This is a genomic window from Kitasatospora sp. UYEF31 (assembly GCF_057291755.1).
Map to the genome: position 1 here is coordinate 84,211 of NZ_JBXAWK010000014.1, position 20,129 is coordinate 104,339.

A 20,129-nucleotide genomic window follows, 5' to 3' on the forward strand; every position below is an offset into this window, starting at 1 on the left:
AGCTTATGGGTCGGGTGAAAAACAAACCTTGGACTCATGGGTGCCGGGTGACACAAGCTGCGCTCAACAACAACGGGTCCAACAGCAACGGGCTCAACAACAACGGGTCCAACAGCAACGGACCTGCCGGGCAACGAGGGAGTACGGACATGAACACAGCACTGGTAGTCGGAGCCAACGGCGTCATCGGCGGCAACCTCATCAACCACCTGACAACACTCGACGACTGGAACGTCATCGGCCTGTCCCGGCGCGGCGGGACCGACACCGACAAAGTGCGCTACATACCCGTAGACCTTCTGGACGCCGGGGACACCCGCGCCAGGCTGGCCGGCCTGACCGACGTCACCGGTGGTGGCCGGATTCGGTCTCGGGAACCCGATGAACCTGACGATCGCGATCGCGGTGTACGCGTCGATGTCCAAGGAACTGGGACTGCCGCTGCGTTTCCCCGGCAAGCCCGGGGCGTACGACTCACTCCTGGAGATGACGGACGCCGGGCTGCTCGCCCACGCCACCGTCTGGGCCGCCACCGATCCGGCGGCGGCGAACCAGGCCTTCAACATCAACAACGGCGACCTGTTCCGCTGGAGCGACATGTGGCCGCGCATCGCGCGTTACTTCGGGCTGGAGACCGCTCCTCCGCTGCCGATGTCGCTCGATGTGGTCATGGCGGACAAGGAACCGCTGTGGGAGTCGATGGTCGCGAAGTACGACCTGGCCCCGCACGCCTATAAGGAGGTCTCGTCCTGGGGCTTCAGCGATTTCGTCTTCAGCTGGGACTACGACATGTTCGCCGACGGCTCGAAGGCCCGCCGCCTGGGCTTCCACGAGTTCGTGGACACCGGGCAGATGTTCTACGGACTGTTCGACGACTTCCGCAAGCGCAAGATCATCCCCTGGTCCGCAGTTATCCGTACTCAAACGTATGGGTGGTGTGGAAGCGCAACCGTACTCAAGCAAGGGAGCGGGCATGAACCGCTTTGACGGCCGCCGCGCACTCGTCACCGGCGCGGGATCCGGCATCGGACAGGCCACCGCGCTGCGGCTGTGCCCGGGGGCCGTTCCAGACCTGTGCCCAACTGAACAGACGGGAGAGTTCTGGTGGTCATTCCGCGTAAATGACCACCAGAACTCTCCCGTCTGTTCAGTTGGAACTTGGAATTTGGAATTTGGAACTTGGAGCGCGGAGTGCTCAGTGCGCGTGGTCCCCGTGCGGGGCTTCAGTCGTCGGGGCGGGGGTCGCCGGAGCGGGAGCCGGCACCGCTCCCCCGGACTCCGTCCAGGAGGTGCCCCCGGCGCCGACCGCCACCGTGAACTCCGCCGTACGCACCTTGCCTTCGTGCTGGAAGTCCAGGTAGAGGCGGTAGTTCCCGGCACTCGGCGCCTGCGCGTGGAACGCGATGCCGGGCCCCGCCGGAGTGACGCCGTCGCCGGGCGCGCCCATCGGGTGCACGTGGAGGTACGCGAGATCCCCTTCGCGCAGCGCGACCAGGTGGCCGAACGCGGCGAGGTAGGGCTGGAGGTTTGTCACCGGGCGACCGTCCTTGCTGACGTTCAGGGTGAGCAGTCCGGCCTTCTCTGCGGCGAGGTCGCCGGTGAGGGTGACGGTGTACCCGTCCACCGTGGCCGTGCGGGTCGGCGCGGGCAGCGGAGTCGGCTCGTACGACCCGCCCACCGAGACGTCCGCGCCCAGCGTCAGCGGGCCGCCCGCGTCGCCGGTCGGGGCGAAGTCGGCGAAGACCCGGTAGCTCCCGGCGGAGGCGAAGGTCAGTGGGACGCTCCACGTGCCGTCAATGCCGAGGACCGGGTGCACATGCTGGAACCCGGACAGGTCGCGGCGGGCGACGATCAGGTGCAGGTCCTTGTCGTGCGCCTTGTCGTAGCGGGTCCACGGGGCGCTGTCGGGGCCCAGGATCCGGAACCGGAAGTCAGCCGCCGAGCCGACCGGCAGCGTTCCGGGCTGCGGGGCGAGGGTGTATCCGCGCTCGGAGACCTGAAGGCCGCCGGGGGCGGGGGGTGCTGCGGGGCCTGCTCCGGCACCGTGCCCGTCCGCGCCTGCCGCCGGCGTTCCACCGGGGCCGCCGTGCCCGTCCGCGCCTGCCGCCGGTGTGCCCGCTGCCGGTGTTCCGCCGTGCCCGCCGTGCTTCTCCTTGCCGCTGTCCGACCCGATCGGCCCGACCGCGTGTCCGATACCGAGGGCGCCGCCGAAGGCGAGGGTGACGCCGGCCCCGAACGCGCCGACCTTGGTGATGTTGTTCATGGCAGTGCTCCTTGGATCCGTGGTCCTGTGCGGGGCCGGTAGCTCCGGCGGGGCCTGGAGCCCTGTCGGTGACTACGTCGTAAACATACCCCCCCTGGGTATCAAGTCAAGCGTGCGGCGCGAAGTTTTTCCGGACCGCCCCTTCCTTCACAAGCCGCGCACCGGCGGCGAGACTGGCCCCATGACGCGCACCCACGACGTGTTCAACCAGGCCCCGGCCCTCACCGGCTACGACGCGGCCGACGACCCCACACTCCTCGAAGCCCTCCACCGCGAAGGCGCGGGCTGGGCCGAGAAGGACCTGCACCGGCTCGGACGGCTCGCCGGCAGCGGGCACGTACAGGAGCTCGGACGCCTCGCCAACGAGAACGAACCGGTGCTGCGCACCCACGACCGCTACGGCAACCGCATCGACGAAGTCGACTTCCACCCGGCCTGGCACGAACTGATGACCCACGCCGTCGGAGCCGGACTGCACGCCGCCCCCTGGCGCGACGACCGCACCGGAGCCCACGTGGCCCGCGCCGCCGGGTTCTACGTCTGGAGCCAGGCCGAAGCCGGGCACGGCTGCCCCGTCTCCATGACCTACGCGGCGATCCCCGCGCTGCGCCGCTCCCCCGGACTCGCCGCGGTCTACGAGCCGTTGCTCACATCGGACGTCTACGACCCCGGCCTGCGGACCCCGACGGACAAGCGCGGGATCATCGCCGGGATGTCGATGACGGAGAAACAGGGCGGTTCGGACGTCCGCGCGAACACGACCACCGCGACCCCGCAGCCGGACGGCACGTACCGTCTCACCGGGCACAAGTGGTTCACCTCAGCGCCGATGTCGGACCTGTTCCTGACCCTCGCCCAGGCCCCGGGCGGGCTGACCTGCTTCCTGGTCCCCCGCGTGCTCCCCGACGGGACACGGAACGCACTCTTCCTCCAGCGCCTGAAGGACAAGCTCGGCAACCGGTCCAACGCCTCGGCTGAGATCGAGTACGAGGACGCTGTCGCCTGGCCCGTCGGCGACGAGGGCCGCGGTGTGGCGACCATCATCGAGATGGTCAACTGCACACGCCTGGACTGCGTGATCGGCGCGGCCACCGGAATGCGCCTGGGAGCGGTGCGCGCCGTCCACCACACCGCCCACCGGCAGGCCTTCGGCCGCAATCTGACCGATCAGCCGTTGATGCGGAACGTACTCGCCGATCTCATCGTCGAATCCGAAGCCGCGACCCTCCTCGCGATGCGGCTCGCCGGGGCACAGGACCGTCAGGAGTCGGCCTTCAAGCGGCTCGCGCTGGCGGCGGGGAAGTACTGGGTGTGCAAACGCGGTCCGGCACACGCCGCCGAAGCCCTCGAATGCTTCGGCGGCAACGGCTACATCGAGGAATCCGGCATGCCGCGCCTCTACCGCGAAGCCCCGCTCGTCTCCGTCTGGGAGGGCTCGGGCAACGTCGCCGCGCTCGACGTGCTGCGCGCGATGGCCCGGCGACCCGACTCCGTGGACGCCCTGCTGGCCGAAATTGATGCCGCGTCAGGTTCCGACCGGAATCTGGACGGGGCCGTACGGAAACTCCGCACGGACCTGCGCGCCCCCGACGAGTTCGGCGCCCGGCGGCTTGTCGAGTCCATCGCGCTGACGCTCCAGGGCGCACTTCTCGTACGGTACGGACCCCCCGCCGTCGCCGACGCGTACTGCGCCTCCCGCCTGGGTGGGGACTGGGGGCGCGCCTTCGGCACCCTGCCCGGCGGCGTCGACACGGGCGCGATCATCGACCGGGCCCGCCCCGGGGCGTAGACACAGCCCTCGAGGAAGAAACGCGGCACGTCTTCGCCGGAACCGACGGCGAATCGGGAGGCCATGACGTAGGCCTTCGCGTCCGGCGGAACCCGCCTCCTGCGGACCGCCGGAAGGCGCTGCCGCGCGTCAATCGGCCGCCGCGGTCTGCACCCGGTGCGACTCCGGCTCATCGATCTCATCAAGCAGCGCGACCGCGAGGCCGGCGTACGAGAGGTGCGCGCCGAACACCGCGACTCCCTCGCCGCACCGGTAGGAACCCGTACGGACCGTCTCGTCCAGCAGCACGCAGGTAATCGCATAGGCGGCCCGGCCGGGTTAGCGTTGCCCATGGCTCACAACGACAGCATCAGCATCACCGGTGCGCGCGAGCACAACCTCAAAGACATCTCGCTGCGCATCCCGAAGAACAGCATCACCGTCTTCACGGGGGTGTCCGGATCGGGGAAGTCCTCGGTCGTGTTCGACACTGTGGCCGTCGAGTCGCAGCGGCAGTTGAACGAGACCTTCACCTGGTTCATCCGCAACAGACTCCCCCGCTATGAGCGGCCGCAGGTCGATTCCGTCGAGAACCTGTCCGCCGCCGTGGTCGTCGACCAGAAGCCCGTCGGCGGCAACGCGCGGTCCACGGTCGGCACGATGACCGACATCTACTCGGTCCTGCGGGTGCTGTTCTCCCGCTGCGGGAAGCCCAGCGCGGGTGAGGCGAGTGTGTACTCCTTCAACGATCCGCACGGGATGTGCCCCGGCTGCGAAGGTCTGGGCAAGGTCGTACGGATCGACCTCGGCAGAGTCCTGGACACCACGAAGTCGCTCAACGACGGCGCGGTCGTGTTCCCGCCGTTCGCGCGGGGGACGTGGCTGTGGCAGCTCTACGGGGAGTCGGGCCTGTTCGACCCCGACAAGGTCCTCGACGCGTACACCCCCGAAGAATGGGAACTGCTGCTGTACGGCGGCGGGTTCACCGTGGAGCGGGAGGGCGGGAACGGGACGTACAACAACACGTACGAAGGGATTGTCGAGCGGTTCACCCGGGTCTATCTCAAGAAGGACCCGGAGAAGGTCCGCGACTTCGTCACCAAAGGTGCCTGTAGTGCCTGCGGCGGGGCGCGGCTGAACCCGGCGGCGCTCGCCACCCGCGTCGACGGCAGGAGCATCGCGGAACTGTCCGCGATGGAGGCCGGCGATCTGGCAGGAGTGCTCAAAGACATCACCGACCCGGTCGGCCGTCCCATCGCCGCCGCGGCGGTGGCCGCGTTGGAACGCGTGGTCGAGATCGGCCTCGGCTACCTGAGCCTGGACCGCAGCACCGGCACACTCTCCGGTGGCGAGGGGCAGCGGCTCAAGACCGTACGCCACCTGGGCAGCAGCCTCACGGGCCTGACCTACATCTTCGACGAGCCCAGCATCGGCCTGCACCCGCACGACGTGCACAACCTGAACGCCCTGCTGCGGCAACTGCGCGACAAGGGCAACACCGTCCTTGTCGTCGAACACGACCGGGACGTGATCGACATCGCCGACCATGTGGTCGACATGGGCCCCGGTGCGGGAGCGCACGGCGGCGAAATCGTCTTCTCCGGCACGGTGGAAGACCTCGCCCGCGCGGACACCCCGACCGGCCGTTGCCTGCGCCGCGCTGTGCCGGTGAAGGACGACGTCAGGAAGCCCACCGGGTGGCTGCCGGTCGAGAACGCCGATCTGCACAACCTGAAGAACGTGAGCGTACGGTTTCCCACCGGTGTGCTGACAGCGGTCACGGGTGTGGCCGGGTCCGGGAAGAGCACACTGGTGTCGGATGTGTTCTGCGCCGCCCACCCGGAGGCGATCGTGGTCGACCAGTCGGCGATCACCGCGTCCGTACGGTCCACCCCGGCCACGTACCTCGGCGTCATGGACACCGTCCGGCGCATCTTCGCCAAGGCCAACGACGTGGACGCCGGGCTGTTCAGCTTCAACTCGCGCGGCGCGTGCCCGGTCTGCCAGGGACGTGGGGAGATCTTCACCGACCTGGCGTTCATGGACCCGGTCACCACCCGCTGCCAGGAATGTGCGGGCCGCCGGTTCAAGGACGAGGTGCTCCAGTACACCGTACGGGACGTCTCGGTCGCCGACGTCCTGGACTTCACGGCGGAACAGGCTGTGGAGTTCTTCGAAGACGAGCCGTCTCTGCACGGCAAGTTGCGGGCCCTGGCTGAGGTGGGACTCGATTACCTGACCCTCGGTCAGGCACTGAGTTCCCTCTCAGGTGGTGAGCGGCAGCGCATCAAGCTCGCGACGCAGCTGCACAAGACGGGCAGTGTCTATGTGCTCGACGAGCCGACGACGGGGCTGCACATGTCCGACGTCGACGGACTGGTCGCGCTGCTCGACAGACTTGTGGACGACGGCAACACCGTCATCGTCATCGAGCACAACATGGACGTGGTCCGGCGGGCCGACTGGGTGGTCGACCTCGGCCCGGACGGCGGCAAGCGCGGCGGTGAGGTCGTCTTCACCGGCCCGCCGCGCGAACTCATCGAAACCGGCCGCTCCCTGACGGCACAGTGCCTACGCGCCCAGCCGCCGGGGCAACCGGGGTAGCCGGACTTCCGGAGCCTTGCGGCCGGACTCCACGATCCACGCCTCGGTGCTGTTGACACCGGCCAGGACAGCGGTCACCAGCCCGGTGGTGACCAGAGCCGGGCCATGCGGGGCGACGAACGCGAGTGCGACGCACAACAAAGAGCCGACCGTACGGGGCAGCAGCGCCGCGCCGAACATCTGCCACCGGGCATGGAGCCGCCGCGCGGCCCGCTTGTGGAGGGAACAGAGGCCCGGGTCCGGGCTGTTCCCGCATTTCGCCGGAATAAATATGCGATGTACGGATCCGCAGGTCACTAAAGTGACCGGATGATTGAATTCAACCCCCTTGTCGACATTTCCTCCTGGTTGCCGGGCTTCGAAGAGCGGCTGCGTGCCGCGTACCGGGGCCACGGACTCGCCGACGCCGCAGCGGAACAACTCGTCGCCAAAGACCGGGACGAAGCCGTCGGCTCGACGGTCGCCGAGGTGCGCGTGGACGGCAGCCCGGCCGGGTTCGTCGCGGTCAGCGCGCAGGACGGCGAGGGCCACATCGCCGACCTGTGGGTCGAAGCGGGTCAGGAACACCGGGTCGCCGCCCGGCAGTGGGCCGAACGCTGGTGCGCCGAACGCGGTGCCCGCAGGATCCTGACCGACCTCCGCACCCCCGACCCGTTGTTCGACGGCTATCCCGTACGCGGCCAGACCCGCATGCGCACCGTCGACCCGGCCGCGCGGCTTCCCGCCGGGTTCACCGCCCGGCCGCTGACGGTGGGCGAGTATCCGAAGTGGATGGCCGACGAGGAGGCCGGCTACATCCTGGACATCGTCCGGGCCGGCTCCATGTCCGAGGACGAGGCCCGCAAGAAGGCCGACAAGGACTACGCGGACCTGCTCCCGCAGGGGCTGGACACCCCCGGCAATTCGGTGCTGATGCTGGAGCAGGCCGGGGAGCCGGTCGGCACGCTCTGGCTGAAGCACGGCCACCTGCCCGGGGTGACCTTCGGCTTCTCCCTCGAGGTGTACCCCGAACTGCGCGGCAAGGGCTACGGCCGCGCGGGGATGAACGTCGGCGGACTGGCCACCGCCGCGGCCGGTGACACGGTGCTGATGTTCAACGTGTTCGGCGGCAACAAGGTTGCGATGAACCTCTACACCAGCATGGGCTTCGGCGTTGTGGTGGAGCACCGGTCGGTCGGACTGCCCGTTTAGCCAATGGCCTCCCAGATGCTGCCCGGCGGCCTGCTGACGGACCAGTCCCGTACGGCCGTCCTCCCCAGGAGCTGACGTTCGGGGACGAAAACCCCCAAGTGGTCATGGACCGCTACTACACGGCCGACTTCGAGCAGTACAACGACGGCCGGCGACTCGACCGCGCGAAAATCCTCGACCATGTCGGCGCCGCACGCAAGAACGGCGGATCGCGGGCGCGCCCGCCGACGTGCCGGTGGTCAGCCGCCGGGTGCTCGGCTGCGGACCGATGACCGTGGAGCACTGACCGCGGGCTGCTGACCGCTGACTGCCAACTGCCGGGCGCTGACTAATCGTCAGCGCCCGGCTCCGTCAAGGCAGTTCCAGCAGTCAGTCAGTGAACCGCAGCCACGCCGGACCGTACTGAAGTCGCGCTCCCGGCAAAGCATCTGGACGTTTCGTCAACTCCCTTGCCATTCCGGCAAGTTGCTGTACGAGGGTGCGCCGTTCCCGCGCTCGTCTCAGAGGCTGGGCATCGTTGACACTGTCCGTGTCCGGACGCTAACTTGCTGATCTCGTCGCCACACCAGGAGCACAAGGCTCCATTGGGACTAGCGACGCCAAGGACACGCTTCAGTTGACGACAGCGACCGAATTCTTAGCGATTCAGGCCTGCTCACCGGTTGAGAAAGCGACCGAAGTCTTCGAGGTCCAGCCCTACACCTCGCACTGCCAGGTAATCCGCGCCGAGGGCGATCACGTTGTCATCGGCGTCTCGCCGGGAAACAGCTACTTCTCGGCTCAGCGCATCATCGACCTGGCCCACTGGGGCATCGAGCACTTCGACCAGGTCGACTTCGTCTACACCGACCTCTATGTGGCCGAGATGTACGAAGCCGTCGGCTACACCGCCGATGACGCCCGACGCAAGGCGGTCAAGAATCTGCGCGGGGTGCGGGCCAAAGTGACCAACGCGGTCGAGGCGGTAGACACCGCGGGCGGGCGGCTCAGAGCCCACGCCATGTCGGACTTCCAGGGCAACCCGGCCTACCGGAGGATCCACGACCACATCTGGACCCTCCTGGAGACGGACGCTGAGTTCCGCAGGACCTGCGACACGCTCGTGAGTTCCTTCCTCTCCTCCCGGGTCCTGGCCGGGAAGGCCGCCACCGAGCGGCAGCGCGAGGTGTGCCTGCGCTACGTCTGCGCGGAGGCGCCCCTGTTCCTGGACACTCCCGCCATCCTGGGGGTCCCCTCCTCCCTCAACTGCTACCACCAGCTCCTGCCGATGGCTGAACTCCTCTACTCGCGCGGGTCCGGACTCCGCGCCTCCCGCAACCAAGGCCACGCCGTCGTCGTGCCCGCACAAGGAGATCCCGGTGTCCGCTGAAACGCTGCCGTCCGTAGAAACGCTGCCGTCCGTAGAAACGCTGCCCGACTTCCCGTTCTCCGCGCGCGGCGACCAACTGCCGCACGAGATAGAGACCTTGCGCGCGGAGCCCGTCAAGCGGGTCCGGACGATCGCCGGCGACGAGGCGTGGCTGGTCTCCTCCCACGCGCTGTGCAAGCAGGTCCTCGAGGACAAACGGTTCAGCCTGAAGGAAACATCGGCGCCGGGTGTACCGCGGCAGTACGCGTTGACGATCCCCCCGGAGGTCGTCAACAACATGGGCAACATCACCGGGGTCGGGCTCCGCAAGGCGGTGCTCAAGGCGATCAACCCCAAGGCCGACGGCCTGGAGCAGTGGATGCGGTCGCACGCGTCCGCGCTCGTCGACGACCTGCTCGCGCAGGGGGCGCCGGCGGACCTGCGGACGCAGTTCGCCAATCCGTACTCAGAGGCCCTGCACTGCCGCATCCTCGGCATCCCGCTCGCGGACGCCCCCAGACTGGCCGCGAGCCTGGACATCGCGTTCATGAACTCCGCCTGCCCCGTCAGCGGCGCGAAGCTGAACTGGGACCGCGACATGGGATACATGACACAGCGGCTGGACGACCCGTCCACCACCGGGCTGATGGCCGAGATCGCCGCACTGCGCCTGGACCCGGAGTACGCCCATCTCACGGACGAGATGCTCGCCACGGTCGGTGTGACGATGTTCGGCGCGGGAGTGATCTCAACCTCGGCGTTCCTGACCATGGCGGCCTTCGCCCTCATCCAGCACCCCGAGGTCCGGGCCGAGCTGCGCGCGGACCCCAGCAAGCTCCCGGCGGCAGTCGATGAGCTGCTGCGGATCAACCTGTCGATCGGCGACGGCCTGCCGCGATTGGCCCTCGAAGACGTCACGCTCGGGGACGTGGCGGTCAAGAAGGGTGAGCTGCTGCTGGTCCTCGTCGAGGGTGCCAACTTCGACCCCGAGGTGTTCGCCGATCCGCACACGGTGGACATCGGCCGGGAGAACAGCGTGGCACACCTGTCCTTCGGCGGCGGCCAGCACTACTGCCCCGCCACCGCGCTGGCCAAGAAGCACGCGGAGATAGCCCTGGAAACTCTGCTTGAGCGGATGCCGGACCTGCGGCTCGCGGTCCCCGTCGAGCAACTCGTATGGCGGACCCGGTTCATGAAACGGATGCCCGAAAGGCTCCCCGTCATGTGGTAGCTGACCGTGGAGCGCTGAAAGCAGGATTCCCGTGCATCCCAGGAGCCGGAGACAGCCTCTGGAGTACACGGGAATCCTGCCTCAGTAGAGCCCCGAAGAACCGCGCCGGTGGCACCCCACAAGGTGCAGGTCCACCATCCCCACCGCTGACATCAGCGCGTAGGCGGTGGTCGGGCCGACGAAGGTGAACCCGTGCCCGCGCAGTGCCTTCGCCAGCGCCGTTGACGCGGGAGTGCTCGTGGGCGCCTCCGCCGCAAACCTCGGTGCGGGCGTCTCGGTGGGTGCGTGCGACCACAGGAACGCGTCAAGCCCGCCATGGCCGCGCAGTGCCACCACCGCGCGGGCGTTCGCCCGCGTCGCGTTGATCTTCGCGCGGTTGCGGACGATCGCCGCGTCACCCATCAGCCGTTCGAGCTCGGCATCGGTGAACGCCGCGACGGCGTCCGCGTCGAAGCCCGTGAAGGCTGTACGGAACGCCGACCGTTTGGCCAGGATCGTCAGCCAGCTCAGTCCCGACTGGAAACCTTCCAGCGTGATCCGCTCGAACAATGCCTGCTCACCGCGTACTGACAACCCCCACTCGGTGTCGTGGTAAGCGAGGTTCAGCGGGTGTGTCGCCGCCCAGGGGCAACGGGCCAGGCCGTCGGTGCCGACGACCGGGCCGCCTTCAGTCGGTTCGGGGATAGTGGTCATGCCACAAGCTTTCCAGGGATCAGTACAACGAGGGCTGCAACGCGCCTTCGAGCGTCAGCAGTTGCTCCTTGCGCGGGATACCGCCCGCGTAGCCGCGCAGCGCACCGTCAGCGCCGACCACCCGGTGGCACGGGCGCACCACCAGGAGCGGGTTTGCGCCGATCGCGGTGCCCACGGCCCGCACGTCGGCGCGCGGCAGGCCGAGCTTCGCGGCGAGTTCCCCGTACGACGTTGTGGTCCCGTACGGAATCGCATCCAGCGCCTGCCACACCCGCTCCTGGAACGCCGACCCGTGGGTGGTGAACTCCAGGTCGAAGTCGTGCAGTTCTCCGGCGAAGTACGCGCGCAACTGCCCGACGGGCCCGGCGAAAGCTGCGGAGTCCCGCCGCCAGTCGTCCCGTACGACGGCTGCGTTCTTCTGGCCGGGCATCGACAGTGAAGCGAGACGGCCGTTCCCGCCGACAAGCAGCAACTCGCCCAGCGGACTGTCGAAGGTCGTATAGGTCGTATGCGCAGTCATTGGTCCAAACCTTCCCGGGTGTCCGTGCCGGATCTCCCGGCATGAACCATCCTGCGACAGTCCGCCCGGCAAAGCTGGCGGATTTCGGACATCACGTTGACCCGGGACGGCTACCCGAGGGCTCCACCCGCTGTCGGGCAGACCACCCGATTTCACCGCCCGGGGGTGAACACTGAGGCCAGCGCCCGGCGCAACGCCACCAGCGAAGCGTTGAACGCCTGCTCCGGCGGCGCGCCGAAACCCACCACAAGGCCGTCGTACAGCGGCATGGGACTGTCCGGGTGCCGGTAAGCGGCCAGCGGATCAACGGCCAGGCCCTCCAGTGTCGCGGATTCGAAGACGGCCGGTTCCGTGCCGGGCGGCAGTTCGAGTACGGCGTGCAGGCCCGCTGCGATCCCCGTCACCCGCACCTGGGGGAAACCCTCAGCAAGCATCGCGGCCAACTGGTCGCGCCGCCGCCGGTAGCGCAGCCGCATCCCGCGCAGATGCTTGTCGTACGCACCGGACGTGATGAAATCGGCCAGCGTCAGCTGGTCCAGGACCCCCGTCCACGGCTCACGCACACCCTTGGCCGCGAGCACGTCCCCCACCAGGTGCTCGGGCAGTACCATCCAGCCCAGGCGCAGCGCCGTCGACAGGCTCTTGCTGACCGACCCGACATAGACGACCCGGTCCGGGTCCAGGCCCTGGAGTGCGCCGACGGGCTGCCGGTCGTAGCGGAACTCGCCGTCGTAGTCGTCCTCGACCACCAGGCCGCCCCTAGCACGCGCCCAGTCGACGACGGCCGCGCGCCGCTCCGGATGCAGCGGACCGCCCGTCGGGTACTGGTGCGCCGGGGTCAGCAGCACCGTCTTCGCGTCCGTACCGGAGAGGTCTTCCGTACGGGCCCCGTGCTCGTCGAGCGCCAGTGGCACGGTGCGCAGGCCTGCCCCGGTGAGCAGGCCGCGGTGGAACGGCAGGCCGTACGCCTCCACCGCCACGGTGCCGCGCAGCAGCGGCCCGAGCAGCCGCAGCGCGGGGCCGTAGCCCGCGCACACCACGATCCGCTCCGGGTCGGTCCGCACCCCGCGGGCCCTGGCCAGGTAGTCGGCCAGGGCGCTACGCAGCTCAGGACGTCCGTGCGGGTCGGCGGGCCCGAAGGCGTCGTTCGGGGCGGCGGTCACCGCCCGCCGGGCCGAGGCGAGCCACGCACCACGCGGGAAGGACGCCGGGTCGGGAAGACCGGAACGAAGGTCGTGTACGGGTTGGAACCGCCCGGAGAGAATCCGCGCCGCTCGCGATGTCTCCCGTACGGGATCGTTCTCCGCGGTCTCCGCCCGCAGGGGTTCGGCACGGCGGGCAACTCTGGTTCCGGAACCCTGACGGGCGGTCAGCCAGCCTTCGGCGACGAGCTCGGCGTAGGCGTCGGCGACGGTGTTGCGGGCGATGCCGAGGTCGGCCGCCAGTGAGCGGTAGGGCGGCAGCACCATGCCCGGGGTCAGTCGTCCTGTCCGGACGGCCTCGCGCAGCGCGTGCATCAGCACGGTGCGGCGACTCCCCGCCCCGCTGAGATCGAGGTGCAGGTCAGTGCCGACCCGGTGCGCTGAATTGACCCATGAATCCGGCATCAGAACGCACCCTACCGAGGGTCTTCCCGCTTCGTAGGTTGGGGTCCTGACCTTGCCTGAGAACTCCACCGCTCGGTCTGTTCAACCTCTGCTACCAACTGGGCGGGGCGTTCGGACCGGCGATCGCGGCGCTCCTTGACATCAAGTGACATGCCATCAGCTGACATGTCATCACATAGCAGATTTCCGCATGCCTGACGAACGGCTGCGCATCGTCCGGGAACTGCACGACGCAGTCGCCCACCGGCACCGACCTCGACGGCAACGTCCTGGGGCTGCTCCAGGACTGATGAGCACCGACCTCCGCTGGTCGGCCTGACATCCCGGCCGGGGCTGGAAAAAGAACCAGACGTACTGCTTGAATCTGGTCAGATCGAGCCAGGCGACGAAGACCGGGACCGCACACGCGGCCCCGCCGGACAGACGGAGACCCGATGAGCAAAACCACCAGGACGGACGCGCAGGCGCCGCACATCGCCGACAGCCACGGTCTGATCCGTGTGCACGGCGCGCGCGTGAACAACCTCAAGGACGTCAGCGTCGAAATCCCGAAACGCCGGCTGACGGTGTTCACCGGTGTCTCCGGCTCGGGCAAGAGCTCCCTGGTGTTCGGCACGATCGCCGCGGACTCGCAGCGGCTGATCAACGAGACTTACAGCGCCTTCGTGCAGGGCTTCATGCCGACGCTGTCCCGACCCGAAGTCGACGTGCTCGAAGGGCTGACGACCGCGATCATCGTCGACCAGCAGCGGATGGGTGCCGACGCCCGCTCCACCGTCGGCACCGCCACCGACGCCAACGCGATGCTGCGCATCCTCTTCAGCCGGCTCGGGCAGCCGCACATCGGCTCGCCCAAGGCGTTCTCCTTCAACGTCGCCTCGATCAGCGGAGCGGGCGCGGTCACCCTGGAGCGCGCCGGCCGGACCGTGCAGGAGCGTCGCGAATTCAGCATCACCGGCGGCATGTGCCCGCGCTGCGAGGGCCGGGGCTCGGTGACCGACTTCGACCTGTCCGCGCTGTACGACGACAGTAAATCGCTCAACGAGGGTGCGCTCACGATCCCCGGCTACAGCAGCGACGGCTGGTTCGGCCGCATCTTCAGCGGCTGCGGCTTCTTCGACGCGGACAAGCCGATCCGCGAGTTCACCAAGAAGGAGCTCCACGACCTGCTCTACAAGGAACCGACCAAGATCAAGGTCGACGGCATCAACCTGACGTACGAGGGCGTGATCCCGAAGATCCAGAAGTCGATGCTGGCCAAGGACGTCGACGCGCTGCAGCCGCACATCCGGGCGTTCGTGGGGCGGGCGGTGACGTTCACCGTGTGCCCCGACTGCGCCGGCACCCGGCTCAGCGCGGGGGCCCGGTCGTCGAAGATCAAGGGGATCAACATCGCCGACGCCTCCGCGATGCAGATCAGCGACCTCGCCGGGTGGGTGCGCGGTCTGGACGAACCCTCGGTCGCGCCCCTGCTCGCGTCCCTGGGCGGGACCCTCGACTCGTTCGTCGAGATCGGGCTCGGCTACCTCAGCCTCGACCGCCCGTCGGGCACGCTCTCGGGCGGCGAGGCGCAGCGGGCCAAGATGATCCGCCACCTCGGCTCCTCGCTCACCGACGTCACCTACGTCTTCGACGAGCCCACCACGGGCCTGCACCCCCATGACATCCAGCGGATGAACGACCTGTTGCTGCGGCTGCGGGACAAAGGCAACACAGTGCTCGTCGTGGAGCACGAGCCGGAGACGATCGCGATCGCCGACCACGTCGTCGACCTCGGCCCCGGCGCCGGTACGGCGGGCGGCACCGTCTGCTTCGCGGGCACCGTCGAAGGGTTGCAGGCCAGCGGCACCGTGACCGGCCGCCATCTCAACGACCGGACCGCACCCAAGGAGACGGTGCGGACGCCCACCGGCGCGCTGGAGATCCGCGGCGCGACGGCGCACAATCTGCGCGACGTGGACGTCGACATCCCGCTCGGGGTGCTCGTCGTCGTCACCGGTGTCGCCGGTTCCGGCAAGAGCTCACTCGTGCAAGGGTCGCTGGTCAACAGTTCAGCGGCCGCCGGCGCGGGCGTGGTGTCGATGGACCAGAGCGCGATCCGCGGCTCGCGGCGGAGCAGTCCGGCGACGTACACCGGACTGCTCGACCCGGTCCGCAAGGCGTTCGCTAAGGCCAACGGCGTGAAGCCGGCGCTGTTCAGCGCGAACTCCGAGGGTGCCTGCCCCGGCTGTAGCGGCGTCGGCGTCATCTACACGGACTTGGCGATGATGGCCGGCGTCGCGACCGTCTGCGAGGAATGCGAGGGAAAGCGGTACCAGGCGTCGGTGCTGGACTACCATCTCGGCGGCCGCGACATCAGCGAGGTGCTCGCGATGTCGGTGACCGAGGCCGAGGAGTTCTTCGGCGCCGGTGAGGCGCGCACTCCGGCCGCGCACGCTGTCCTCGGGCGGCTCGCCGACGTCGGGCTCGGCTACCTCAGCCTCGGCCAGCCGCTCACTACGCTGTCCGGCGGCGAGCGGCAGCGGCTCAAGCTGGCCACCCACATGGCCGGGAAGGGCGGCGTCTACGTCCTCGACGAGCCGACCACCGGCCTCCACCTCGCCGACGTCGAGCAACTGCTCGGCCTGCTCGACCGGCTCGTCGACTCCGGCAAGTCGGTCATCGTCATCGAGCACCACCAGGCGGTCATGGCACACGCCGACTGGATCATCGACCTGGGCCCCGGCGCCGGTCACGACGGCGGCCGGATCGTCTTCGAGGGCACACCCGCCGACCTCATCGCCGACCACACCACCCTCACCGGCGAACACCTCGCCGCCTACGCGGGATTGACCCGGCCGTGACGGGGCGGGGCCCGGTAGTGTCAAAGCCGGTGCCACCACGCCGGACCGGACAGGCCGGCTGACCCGGACACGCCGGACCGGACGGGCCGGCCGACCCGAAGGAGAGAGCAGACATGGCGAAGAGTGCCCTCCTCGTGATGGACGTCCAGCAGGCCATCGTGGACCGCGTCGGCGACGGTTCCGGATACTTGCAGCGCCTGCGCGGCGCGGTCGACGGCGCCCGGTCGGCCGGTATCCCCGTGATCTACGTGGTCGTCGGACTACGCCCGGACCAACCGGAAGCCGGTACGCGCAACAAGGCGCTCATCACCCTTGCGCGGTCCGGCCTCTTCGCCGCGGACGGATCGGGCACTGAGATCCACCCCGATGTCGCACCCCGGCAGGGCGACACCGTGGTCACCAAGAGGCGCGCGAGCGCGTTCTCCGGCAGTGACCTCGACCTGGTCCTCAGGGCCCGCGATGTCGACAGCCTCGTACTCACCGGCATCGCCACGAGTGGTGTCGTGCTGTTCACCCTGTGCCAGGCCGCCGACCTGGACTTCGGGCTCACCGTCCTGGCGGACGCCTGCCTCGACACCGACCCCGAGGTGCACCGGATCCTCACCGGGAACCTTTTCCCGAGGCAGGCAGACGTCATCACGGTCGAGGACTGGCTCAAGTCCATCGCACCGTAACGGACGCGCCGCCGTGCCGGCGGAGGCCACCGTGTGCGGCACCCGGATCGTGGTCCGCGTCAGCAAGTCAGGGTCCCCCGCCGTGGTCCGTGCCGACAACCCCGGGGCCTTCTACGGCACCGGCGACCTCGAAGCCGACCTGAAGCTGGTCCTCCGCACCGTCGTCGACGAACTCAACAACCCCCGCTACGACGCGCCCATGCGCGCCCTGGCCGCCGAGATCCAGCACGACCCGGCGCTCGCGGCCGAATACACCAGGCACCTCGAAGCGCCGACGAATGAGATCAAGAAAGCCCGGCTGCGCAGCGCCCGGGACGCCGGGCAGATCGCCGCGGGCACCGACCTCGACATCGCCGTCGAAATGTTGTTCGGCACCGTGCAGAGCCGGCGGATGCTGCGCAGCGGCCCGCTCACCCACGCGTACGCCGACAGTGTCGTCGAGACGGCGCTGGACGGTCTGCGACCGTGACCGCGTAGTCGCCGTGCGGAAGAACCGCCGCCCGCGGCCGACCTGAACCAGCCGGTACGCGGGCGGCGTGCCAAACAATGCGCCAAACCGTTCGCCAAGCTGTGCGGCAAACCGTTCGCCAAGCTGTGCGGCAAGCCACGTGACGATCGGTCAGGCCGCGTTGCGCGTCTCGCGCGAAGCCACGAGCGTGTCCATGTTCTCCTCGCCCCAGTCCCCCAGCGGCAGCAGCACCTCGTTGAGCGTCTGGCCCAGCGGGGTCAGGGAGTACTCCACCTTCGGCGGGACCTGGTGGTACACCTCACGGTGCACGATGCCCCGCTCCTCCATGTCACGCAGCTGCTGGATCAGGATCTTCTCGCTGATCCCCGCCACCTTGCGCTTCAGCTCCCCGAAGCGGACCGGCTCGTAGTGCAGCGCCCACAGGATGAGCGCCTTCCACTTGCCGCCGATCACGTCCACGGCGGCGTCGAGTCCACAGCTGTACGGGCCGCTCTTCACAGGCCTCTCCATTTCTTACCTATAGGTAAGTACCTGACTTAATTGTAGGTACTTGATGGTTCATCAGTCAGCGACGAGGATCAACAACACCACGCAGGACACGAACTTTCAAGCAAGGGAAATGTGATGACAACCGAGAACAACACCGCGGTAACGGTCATCGGCCTCGGCTCGATGGGGCAGGCACTCGCCGGCGCCTTCGTGAAGGCGGGCTACCGTACGACGGTCTGGAACCGGACGCCGGGCAAGGCTGACGCGCTGGTCGCGCTCGGTGCCACAAACGCCGCGACCGCGGCAGAAGCGGTGGCGGCGAGCCCGCTGGTCGTCGTGTCCCTGATCGACTACGACGTCAGCGACGCGGTCCTCGCACCCCTGGGCGGCGCACTGTCCGGCAAGACGCTCGTCAACCTCACCTCCGACGTCCCCGAGCGGGCCCGACAGGCGGCCCAGTGGGCGGCCGGGCACGGTATCGACTACATCGACGGTGCCGTCATGGTGCCGACCCCGGTCATCGGACTGCCGGTCGGCCTGATCCTCTACAGCGGCTCGCAGTCCGCCTTCGGGGCCCACGAGGAGACGCTGAAAGCCATGGCCGGCAACGCCCCGTTCCTGGGCACCGACCCCGGCAAGGCCGCCCTGTTCGACCTGTCGATGCTCGGCTTCTTCTTCTCCAGCTTCGCCGGGATCATGCAGGCCTTCGCCCTGGCCGGAACAGACGGCGCCACGGCGGCGGAGTTCCTGCCCTTCGCCAGGGGGATCGTCGACATCATGCCCGACATCATGGCCGCGTCGGCGGCCAACGTGGACGCGGGCGAGCACCCCGGCGACCAGGACAACCTCGCCATGGAGGACACCGCGATCGCGCACGTCATCCACGCGAGCCACACCCGTGGCATCGACGCGAGCGTCCTGGAGGCCGTCAAGAAGATCACCGGTGCCACCGTCGCCGGGGGGCACGGTGCCAGCAGCTTCTCCAGCGTTGTCGAGCTCCTGCGCAAACAGGGATAAAACCTCACATACTCCCAACCCGTACAGGACCCCCTATATATAAGGACAAGAACAGGGCCCCGGCGAAAGCCGGGGCCCTGTCCGTTCAGTGCCTTTCGTTCAGTGTCTTTCGTTCAGCACCCGCCTGCCCCAGCACCCCGGCCTCAGCCGCCCGGCCCAGCAGCAGCGCCCGCTCCCGGCCGTTGCGGGTGAGGGCCGCCGCGCACTCGAACTCACCCTTCGCCTCGGCAAAACGGGCAAGCCTGAACAGCAAGTCCCCCCGTACGCTCGGCAAAAGGTGATAACCGTCCAACGACCCCTCAGCGACCAGCGCGTCCACCACCGCAAGCCCGGGCTCCGGGCCGAAAGCCATCGACACAGCGACCGCCCGGTTCAGCTCGACGACAGGGGACGGGAGCAACTGTGCGAGCCCTGCGTACAGCGCGGCGATCCGTACCCAATCGGTCTCGTCGGCCGTCCGGGCCCGCGCATGACACGCAGCGATCGACGCCTGCAGCGTGTAGGGCCCGGACGGGCCGCCCAGCGACTCCGCTTTCGCCAGCGCCGCCAGGCCACGTCGCACCAGCAGGCGGTCCCACCGGCCGCGGTCCTGGGCAAGGAGCAGTACGGGTTCACCCGAAGGACCCGTACGCGCCGCCATCCGCGACGCCTGGATCTCCAGCAACGACACCAGACCGTGCACCTCAGGCTCCCCCGGCATCAGCCCGACCAGCACCCGGCCGAGCCGCATAGCCTCCTGACACAGCTCAGGGCGCATCCAGTCGTCCCCGGCCGTCGCCGCATAACCCTCATTGAAGATCAGATAAACAACCTCGAGTACGGAGGACAAACGGTCGGTCAACTCCAAGCCCCGCGGAACCTCGAACGGCACCCGCTTGTCGGCGAGGGTCTTCTTCGCCCGCACGATCCGCTGCGCCACCGTGGGCTCCTCGACCAGGTACGCCCGCGCGATCTCATCCGTGGTCAACCCGCCCAGGAGCCGCAGCGTCAACGCGACCCGTGCCCGCGTCGACAGGACGGGGTGGCAGGCGATGAACACCAGACGAAGGAGGTCGTCCCCGATCTCCCCCTCGTCGGGGGTACCGGGGACGACCTCTCGCTGACCGGTCCCAAGACCGTGCCCGATCCCTTCCAGTTTCTCGCAGTACCGCCGCTCACGGCGGATCAGATCGATCCCCCGCCGCTTGGCCACAGTCATCAGCCAGGCCCCCGGATTCCGCGGAACGCCCTGCTCAGGCCACTGCTCCAACGCCGCGACCAGGGCGTCCTGGGCGAGTTCCTCGGCCAGGCCGACGTCGCGTACGAGCCGGGTCAGCCCGGCGATGAGCCGGGCCGACTCGATCCGCCAGACCGCGTCGACCGCCCGGTGGGTGTCTGATGCCGTCACAACACGACATCAGAGCACACCGACC

The 20,129-nt window shown here is 68.7% G+C and carries 19 protein-coding genes and 1 pseudogene; 12 read left to right on the forward strand and 8 right to left on the reverse strand.

What is annotated here, in order from left to right; translation table 11 throughout:
• Nucleotides 1-381: 381 nt before the first annotated feature.
• Entirely contained in the window at nucleotides 382-987 is a 606-nt protein-coding gene (locus tag AC0Z36_RS09890; protein ID WP_485462378.1) for a Rossmann-fold NAD(P)-binding domain-containing protein, read from the forward strand.
• Nucleotides 974-1,051 (forward strand): annotated as a pseudogene (locus tag AC0Z36_RS09895) (short-chain dehydrogenase); the annotation flags it as partial. The gene AC0Z36_RS09890 and the pseudogene AC0Z36_RS09895, both read left to right, overlap by 14 nt.
• Nucleotides 1,052-1,195: 144 nt before the next feature.
• Here the strand turns inward: AC0Z36_RS09895 and AC0Z36_RS09900 are convergent.
• Nucleotides 1,196-2,263, reverse strand: a complete 1,068-nt coding sequence (locus AC0Z36_RS09900; RefSeq protein ID WP_485462379.1) for a hypothetical protein — start codon at nucleotides 2,261-2,263, stop codon at nucleotides 1,196-1,198.
• Between the two features lie 181 nt (nucleotides 2,264-2,444).
• Between AC0Z36_RS09900 and AC0Z36_RS09905 the strand changes: the two genes are divergently transcribed.
• Nucleotides 2,445-4,052: an isovaleryl-CoA dehydrogenase gene (locus tag AC0Z36_RS09905; protein WP_485462380.1), complete on the forward strand. Its 1,608-nt coding sequence runs from the start codon at nucleotides 2,445-2,447 to the stop codon at nucleotides 4,050-4,052.
• Between the two features lie 129 nt (nucleotides 4,053-4,181).
• Here AC0Z36_RS09905 and AC0Z36_RS09910 read toward each other — a convergent pair whose 3' ends face one another.
• Nucleotides 4,182-4,340, reverse strand: coding sequence for a hypothetical protein (locus AC0Z36_RS09910; RefSeq protein WP_485462381.1), 159 nt, complete (start codon nucleotides 4,338-4,340; stop codon nucleotides 4,182-4,184).
• 42 nt (nucleotides 4,341-4,382) lie between these two features.
• Here AC0Z36_RS09910 and AC0Z36_RS09915 point away from each other — a divergent pair, with 42 nt between their 5' ends.
• Nucleotides 4,383-6,635 carry an ATP-binding cassette domain-containing protein gene (locus tag AC0Z36_RS09915; RefSeq protein ID WP_485462382.1) on the forward strand — a complete coding sequence of 751 codons (2,253 nt, stop codon included), beginning with the start codon at nucleotides 4,383-4,385 and terminating at the stop codon, nucleotides 6,633-6,635.
• On the opposite strand, the gene AC0Z36_RS09920 is transcribed toward AC0Z36_RS09915, so the two are convergent.
• Nucleotides 6,603-6,815: a hypothetical protein gene (locus AC0Z36_RS09920; RefSeq protein ID WP_485462383.1), complete on the reverse strand. Its 213-nt coding sequence runs from the start codon at nucleotides 6,813-6,815 to the stop codon at nucleotides 6,603-6,605. The genes AC0Z36_RS09915 and AC0Z36_RS09920 overlap by 33 nt on opposite strands.
• A 129-nt stretch (nucleotides 6,816-6,944) precedes the next feature.
• On the opposite strand from AC0Z36_RS09920, the gene AC0Z36_RS09925 reads away from it, so the two are divergent.
• From AC0Z36_RS09925 to AC0Z36_RS09940, 4 genes are all read left to right on the forward strand, one after another.
• A complete protein-coding gene (locus AC0Z36_RS09925; protein WP_485462384.1) occupies nucleotides 6,945-7,826 on the forward strand; it encodes a GNAT family N-acetyltransferase in 882 nt (293 codons plus the stop codon).
• 104 nt (nucleotides 7,827-7,930) lie between these two features.
• On the forward strand, nucleotides 7,931-8,098 hold the full coding sequence (locus AC0Z36_RS09930) for a hypothetical protein (RefSeq protein ID WP_485462385.1): 168 nt from the start codon (nucleotides 7,931-7,933) through the stop codon (nucleotides 8,096-8,098).
• Between the two features lie 344 nt (nucleotides 8,099-8,442).
• On the forward strand, nucleotides 8,443-9,195 hold the full coding sequence (locus tag AC0Z36_RS09935; RefSeq protein ID WP_485462386.1) for a cyclodityrosine synthase: 753 nt from the start codon (nucleotides 8,443-8,445) through the stop codon (nucleotides 9,193-9,195).
• Nucleotides 9,185-10,405: a cytochrome P450 gene (locus tag AC0Z36_RS09940; RefSeq protein ID WP_485462387.1), complete on the forward strand. Its 1,221-nt coding sequence runs from the start codon at nucleotides 9,185-9,187 to the stop codon at nucleotides 10,403-10,405. The genes AC0Z36_RS09935 and AC0Z36_RS09940 overlap by 11 nt, the downstream gene beginning before the upstream one ends.
• A gap of 81 nt (nucleotides 10,406-10,486) precedes the next feature.
• Here the strand turns inward: AC0Z36_RS09940 and AC0Z36_RS09945 are convergent, their stop codons facing one another.
• The 3 genes from AC0Z36_RS09945 to pdxR all read right to left on the reverse strand — a co-directional run bounded on the left by AC0Z36_RS09945 (nucleotide 10,487) and on the right by pdxR (nucleotide 13,225).
• Complete coding sequence (locus AC0Z36_RS09945) at nucleotides 10,487-11,098, reverse strand: DNA-3-methyladenine glycosylase I (RefSeq protein WP_485462388.1); 612 nt, start codon at nucleotides 11,096-11,098, stop codon at nucleotides 10,487-10,489.
• Between the two features lie 19 nt (nucleotides 11,099-11,117).
• Entirely contained in the window at nucleotides 11,118-11,618 is a 501-nt protein-coding gene (locus tag AC0Z36_RS09950; RefSeq protein ID WP_485462389.1) for a methylated-DNA--[protein]-cysteine S-methyltransferase, read from the reverse strand.
• A 152-nt stretch (nucleotides 11,619-11,770) separates the two neighbouring features.
• The gene (gene pdxR, locus AC0Z36_RS09955) at nucleotides 11,771-13,225 is read right to left on the reverse strand and encodes a MocR-like pyridoxine biosynthesis transcription factor PdxR (RefSeq protein WP_485462390.1); all 1,455 of its coding nucleotides are present in this window, start codon (nucleotides 13,223-13,225) and stop codon (nucleotides 11,771-11,773) included.
• A gap of 434 nt (nucleotides 13,226-13,659) precedes the next feature.
• Between pdxR and AC0Z36_RS09960 the strand changes: the two genes are divergently transcribed.
• The 3 genes from AC0Z36_RS09960 to AC0Z36_RS09970 all read left to right on the forward strand — a co-directional run bounded on the left by AC0Z36_RS09960 (nucleotide 13,660) and on the right by AC0Z36_RS09970 (nucleotide 17,211).
• Nucleotides 13,660-16,068, forward strand: coding sequence for an ATP-binding cassette domain-containing protein (locus AC0Z36_RS09960; protein WP_485462391.1), 2,409 nt, complete (start codon nucleotides 13,660-13,662; stop codon nucleotides 16,066-16,068).
• Nucleotides 16,069-16,181: 113 nt separating this feature from the next.
• On the forward strand, nucleotides 16,182-16,742 hold the full coding sequence (locus AC0Z36_RS09965; RefSeq protein WP_485462392.1) for a cysteine hydrolase family protein: 561 nt from the start codon (nucleotides 16,182-16,184) through the stop codon (nucleotides 16,740-16,742).
• A gap of 13 nt (nucleotides 16,743-16,755) precedes the next feature.
• Nucleotides 16,756-17,211, forward strand: a complete 456-nt coding sequence (locus tag AC0Z36_RS09970; protein WP_485462393.1) for a TetR-like C-terminal domain-containing protein — start codon at nucleotides 16,756-16,758, stop codon at nucleotides 17,209-17,211.
• A 150-nt stretch (nucleotides 17,212-17,361) separates the two neighbouring features.
• On the opposite strand, the gene AC0Z36_RS09975 is transcribed toward AC0Z36_RS09970, so the two are convergent.
• Nucleotides 17,362-17,721: a winged helix-turn-helix transcriptional regulator gene (locus AC0Z36_RS09975; RefSeq protein ID WP_485462394.1), complete on the reverse strand. Its 360-nt coding sequence runs from the start codon at nucleotides 17,719-17,721 to the stop codon at nucleotides 17,362-17,364.
• A gap of 114 nt (nucleotides 17,722-17,835) precedes the next feature.
• On the opposite strand from AC0Z36_RS09975, the gene AC0Z36_RS09980 reads away from it, so the two are divergent.
• A complete protein-coding gene (locus AC0Z36_RS09980; protein ID WP_485462395.1) occupies nucleotides 17,836-18,717 on the forward strand; it encodes an NAD(P)-dependent oxidoreductase in 882 nt (293 codons plus the stop codon).
• An 85-nt stretch (nucleotides 18,718-18,802) separates the two neighbouring features.
• Here AC0Z36_RS09980 and AC0Z36_RS09985 read toward each other — a convergent pair whose 3' ends face one another.
• Nucleotides 18,803-20,104: an RNA polymerase sigma factor gene (locus tag AC0Z36_RS09985; protein ID WP_485462396.1), complete on the reverse strand. Its 1,302-nt coding sequence runs from the start codon at nucleotides 20,102-20,104 to the stop codon at nucleotides 18,803-18,805.
• Nucleotides 20,105-20,129 lie beyond the last annotated feature (25 nt).